Below are 6019 nucleotides of genomic sequence, written 5' to 3' on the forward strand. Positions count from 1 at the left end.
TATAACCATTTTTGTTATAGTTAAGTAACCAAATTTGTTATCTCTATAACCATTTTTGTTATAGTTGAAACCAAATTTGTTATCTTTATAACCATTTCTGTTATAGTTAGGTGCTATAATTCCTTATATATCAACATATTTCACGCTCCTAAAACATATAAACATATAAAACATATAAAACAATTATTATATAAAACATACAAACATATAAAATTGGATTGAATAACTATAAATATATTTGATTACAAAATTTAAAAGATTTTCTCTCTTAAAATATACTTTATATGAAAAATATTTATAGAACCAAATTTGTTATTTTTATTTGTACTTTTTATAGAATCTATTTCATTTAATTATACTTCTTGATTTATGCTAAAAAATTGTATATAACAAAAAAGCATTCATCATGAATGCTTTTTCAATAACGCTTTTTATATCAGTTTACCTTCTGAATAAAAAAGCAATTTAATTGTTGTATTTTCAGTTACATAATCACAATTAAGAGAGAGATTTTTTAATTTAAGGCAAATCTAAACTTAATACGGAAGGAATATCAGGATTATTTAAACGCAACAATTCAAAACCTATACCTGAAGTTCCAATCATGAACCCTAAGATATTTGTATCACCGTTTTGATCGAAATTCCATTTCCCATTCTCTTCTTTTTGTTTTAATACATATTTTCCAATTTCTCTTGAAATCTCTGTATACTCATTATTTTTTGTTATTTGAGCATAAGTCAAAAGAAAATCAAGATTTCCAAAGTCACCATGACATAAGGTGTGGGTAGTACCAAATCCTTTAGTCATTAGTATATTAATAGATTTTTGCAAATCATCATTAATAGTAGCATCTTCAATAAATTGGGACATCATTATTCTACTTATCCCTATTCCGCCTGCCCCATGACACCAAAATGCTGGAGCTTCAAGACTTTTACCTCCTCTTAAATCTAACCAATTATCTTGATTATCATTTACTTTACTATTTTCATAATCTAATATTGCCAATATGTCATTTAGTAAGTGATTTTGATCCATTTTATAAACATATTCTAATAATGGCCAAGCATACCCAGAAGCACCGTGTGCTAATCCAGTGAGTAAGGTATTAGTTTTTATTTGATGAGAAGCCTGATTTAATAATTTTTGAGCCATTAAATCACAAATAGGTTTTAATTCAGTAAAGTTAAACTTTTCATATAGTCTGATTAATACAAGAAGTGAACCACTTAATCCACCTATAAAATCATACATGGTCTCATTTTCAATTAATAGAGAGTCTATTTTATTTATATATTCTCTAGATTTATCAATGAGTTTTTGATCATTCCAAATCTCTCCTAAATAAGCGTATACATATGAAATAGAGCTATATCCTGAAAATGCTGAAGTTGAATATAATTTCGTATGTGCTACCTTTTCTTCAACATGATTCAGTCCAGCAATAGCATACTTTTTATATTTTTCATCATTAGTTTCTTTTGCTAGAACCCCAAGGAATAGCACTATTCCTAAGCTACCGTTATATAAATCAGTGCTTATAGGAGACAATTTAAATTGCTCATTACTATCCAAGTTAAGACCGAACCACAAAGCATCTTTGAAATCATCACCGACAATAGCACGATCTACTATTTCATCACCTATTTTTTTCGCTTCATTCAGAAACTGATCTTTGTGATTATTTTTTGTATCTAAAAGATTTTTTTCTACTTCTTTAAAGCCATAAGGAGTATATGTTTTTTGTTTGTTTGTAGCAATTGCACTAAGTGAAAGCTTTATAAATTCTACTTGTCGGTCATAATCTGTGCTACTTAATTTAGTTAGCTTTTCTTTTATTACATCTATCGAACTTTTATCAAAAAAATCTTTGATTTCAATTTTATCTGCACTAAATAAACTTGTTGAACCAACTTTGAAAGTAAAATAAGGTATATCAGCTCTTAAAAGGTCTTGTATTTCATACTTTGTAATTCGGCTAAATTTCGGTTGGAGGTTAGTACCATGCCATAGATAATAAAATAAGCTTTCTCTATCAACCCCATTTTTTAAGTACTTGGGATGAATACTTGCTTCTACAAATCTTGCATAAGCTTCAGTTGGTCTAAAAACTTGTCTTGCGAAAGTCTCTTTAAAAGCATATAATGGACCGTTTTCTAATATAAATTCTTGTTGATTATTTAATATTAGTTTATACATATCTGTGAACCCATTAATAATCTCTTGAGCGTATTCACTAGCATTTGTTTTCTCTTGTTTTATACGTGGGATATTATTGAATTCTTGTAACTTAATTTTTTGTTTAACCATTTTAATTTGATCACTATATACATTATCTAGTGCATTTACTGCCGAAGGCTCTACTTCTAGTTCTCCGCTTATTCCTAAACCGCTTAAATCATAATCAATAAGAGGATCGTCACTGAATTTTGCAGGTAGCATTAACGATTGAAAAACAGAGTCCTTAATATCTAATGATAGTTTGATAGAAGCACTTTTAGTATCTGTTAGCTTAGCATTTAATTCAATTGTATTACTAAATAATGTTTCTAAATCTATAAATATAGGATACTCACCATCAGCAATAATATTTTCATGGTGGAAATCTGTTGAATTTAGTATATAAAATAAAGCTATATATCCGCCCTGTCTATAATAGAAGTTTTCTACCTCCTGCGAGGTATTACACTCGCTTCCTGTAATAAATTCTTGATATCCATATTCATCTCTGCTTAATACTGTTAAGTTTTTCAGTGGTTTTTTAAATCCTTTTTTATTAATCCAAGTTAATAATTCATTAAATAATTCATCTGTTTTTAACGAACGAGGTTTATATACTAATTTGCCTTTATTATTAAAGTTTAGCATAGCTACAGTTCTTCCATTTTGGTGAGTGTCACCGGCTCCCAAATCAATTGATGTTAAAGTGTTGAAATCCTTACCAAAAAGTTCAATTAGTTGATCTCGATCTTCTGTATAATGATAGACTATCTCAAACATTGCATCTACAGTACTATGTACAGTTTCTACCATTAGTCTAACCATTACAGGATAGGAATTAAATAAGCTCTGGATATATTCTTTATCCTGAAGAAAATCATTCATAAAACTATCATATCTTTCCTTTTCATTCTCGCCACTTAGTAAATCACCGGTTCTCGCCATATTAATTTCTGTTATTAATACTTTTAATCCAATTCGGCTAATTCTATCAGCTACAGTTGATAAAATATTTTTCTTAAGGTTTTCTATAGTAATATAGGACATTTTTTCTTCATGTATGTCCTTTAATTTATTTGATATTACTTCCAAACTATAGTTGAAAAACGGTACATAAAATGTATAAAACAAAATGTTTTTAAATTCATCTAAGTATTCAATATCTATATTGTAATATGTATCATCATTTATTAATTTGTTGACAATAGCGATCCATTCTAAAGAAGTTGTTAACTCAGGATGCTCTTTGTTTGATAATACAGTTTTGAAATGCTCTAACTCCATACTATTTTCCTGAATTAGAGTATCAATAGTCGATTCATTTAGCCCTGTCTTACTTACCCATTTTTGATAACGTTCTTCATCAAATGTATTTTTTGTATTTTCTCTTTCTAATAAATATGTACCGTGTTGTAACGTCATATAGCATTCTCCTTTAATATATTTGTATAATATGTTTTCAAGATAAAAAATATCCATTGAAATTTACGACAATGTATCAATAAGAATAAATAGACTAACTAGATTGATAGCTTGTTAAGATATTCGACTGTTTGTAAACATGACATTGGTTATCATATTTATAGGAATTTTTTAACATTAGAGTAACTATCTTCTAACTGCTTAAATTTCTATACCTAAAATATACGTGTTAATTTATGTTAATAACAATTAGTAAAATTTAATTAAAAAAATTGTAAATTTCTCATAGTTTTTTCTGTATTGTTTTACATGTTTCGTGATTTGAGATAGTTTCTGCAACATATAAGACCCATGAATTATTTAACGTTTTTAGATAGAAGACTTTTATCTAAAAACGTTGGAGGTATAAAGGATGAATTTTGTTAGGCGTAATCATCAGCAAATTGGTATAATATAGTAATGCAAGCGAAAAGGAGGAGACAACTAATAGTAGTAAATCGGGCATACAAGTTCCATATGCATCCAAATAAATATTAATAATTAAAGTAATTAGTTACAGTTGCGTTGTATTCAATTTTCCCTTCACAGTTGGATTGATATGCATGAGGAAATATACAATGTTACTTCTCTGTTTAGATATCAGACAATGCACATATTATGATAGGTAATACATATAATATTGCCCAAAAATATTCATTCAGAGAAAGGAGAAGGAATATGAACGTTGGTGAAAGAATCCGACAAATACGTATACATAAAGAATTTACGCAAGGAGAATTAGTATCCGGGATATGTTCTATAACTTATTTAAGTAGAATTGAAAATGGACAAATTAAACCCTCAGCTCCTTTTTTAGAAAAGGTCGCAAAAAGGCTAGAAGTTGATTACAATTTTCTTGTAGATGCAGATCATGAGGATATAGAACCTAAGCTTCTTGAAATATGTAATAGGTATAAAAATGATAATATTATAAGTGAAAAAGACTTATCTTCTTTAGAACTGTATGTTCGTGATATAGACTCTATTCTTTTATTATTAAAGGCTTATGGTGTTTTAATATACTATCATTCCCGAAATAATAACTTATTACATGTAGAACCAATTGTAACTCAGGCCTCGCAAGTTATTCCAAATCAAATAGACCCTGAGTATACTGAAGATTATATATATTATTTAATGGCTCGAGGTCATTATTTTTATAGTAAACAAGACTATATGGCCGCACATGAAATTTACGTGAAGACAGAGAGTTTACTAGGCCTAGAAGAGACTCCGCAACACGCTAGTATATATTATAATCTATGTATTGTAAATAAAGAGCTTTATAAAGATAAAAGCATTAGTCGTTTGTACGCTCGGAAGGCTTACGGAATATCCTTGAAATTTAATTTGGAGGAGAAAGTAATAAACACTCTGTTAATGCTCGCACTACTGTATCAGTTAGATGAATTGTTTGACAAAGCTCTTGAATGCTTACAGCAGGCAGAACTTGGAGTGAAAAATAATAATAATTCTATGTATTTACCTATAATTTCCTACAATTACGGAAAAATTTACCAAGGTTTGAAGGATTATACTAATGCTATTCAGTACTTTGAAGAAAGCTTGCAACAAAGTGAGTTTCTCCATCAAAAAAGTCAAAAGATATACACATTACGAAGTTTAATAGAGGTTCATATAGAATGTAAAGATTGGAAAACTGTTAATAAATTTATGGATGAAGCATTTAATTTTTTATCAGATTCTGATGTACCTGACGCTCATGTTCAATTATATGGATTTAAGGGGAAGATATCCAAATTAAGAGGAGATTATTATGGATATGAAAAATATATGCAAAAAGCAATTGAAATGGGTTTAGAAAGAAAACAATACCCTTTAGTAAGTAAACTGGCTCACGAACTAGGAAACTATTTTTTTGATAATCGTGCTTATAAAATGTCAGCAAAATATCTAAAAATATCAATTGAAAATTCGACGAATTAAAACAGACTATAAATACATATAAGGAGGAAGAATAATCAAGGATCTTGGTAATAATATACGTAAAATTCCCTCTACATGTTTCTACAGTAAAGTCAGGTGCTGAATTACGGTAATTTTTTATATAATAAGTTACAAATTTAATTAGTTAAATTTGTAACTTATTTTTGTGAGAAAAGTAAGTTACAAATCGAATATTTTTACTAATTCTTTTTAACAAAGGATCTCCATTAGTATTTAAATTAACAAAGCAACTACTAATGGAGGTCGGAATTATGAAAATCAAAAAAATTTATGCGATTCTTACTATGGCTATTATGTTATCTGGTATTTCTTTATCTGAGAATATAACTAGTGCAGATACTACACAAAATGTAGCTGCACAAACTAG

The 6019-nt window shown here is 28.4% G+C and carries 2 protein-coding genes; one reads left to right on the forward strand and one right to left on the reverse strand.

Features of this window, described 5'->3' with window-relative positions; translation table 11 throughout:
- Nucleotides 1–519: 519 nt before the first annotated feature.
- Nucleotides 520–3645, reverse strand: a complete 3126-nt coding sequence (locus C564_RS0130875; RefSeq protein ID WP_018768144.1) for a type 2 lanthipeptide synthetase LanM family protein — start codon at nucleotides 3643–3645, stop codon at nucleotides 520–522.
- A gap of 717 nt (nucleotides 3646–4362) precedes the next feature.
- Here C564_RS0130875 and C564_RS0130880 point away from each other — a divergent pair.
- Complete coding sequence (locus C564_RS0130880; protein WP_018768145.1) at nucleotides 4363–5631, forward strand: helix-turn-helix domain-containing protein; 1269 nt, start codon at nucleotides 4363–4365, stop codon at nucleotides 5629–5631.
- Nucleotides 5632–6019: the final 388 nt, after the last annotated feature.

Source organism: Bacillus sp. 105MF, from assembly GCF_000374885.1.
Taxonomy (GTDB): domain Bacteria; phylum Bacillota; class Bacilli; order Bacillales; family Bacillaceae_G; genus Bacillus_A; species Bacillus_A pseudomycoides.

What these genes read in the sequence shown, in the direction of transcription:
- C564_RS0130880 (WP_018768145.1), top strand. Translation starts at nt 4,363, where the DNA reads ATGAACGTTGGTGAAAGAATCCGACAAATACGTATACATAAAGAATTT.
- C564_RS0130875 (WP_018768144.1), bottom strand. Translation starts at nt 3,645, where the DNA reads ATGACGTTACAACACGGTACATATTTATTAGAAAGAGAAAATACAAAA.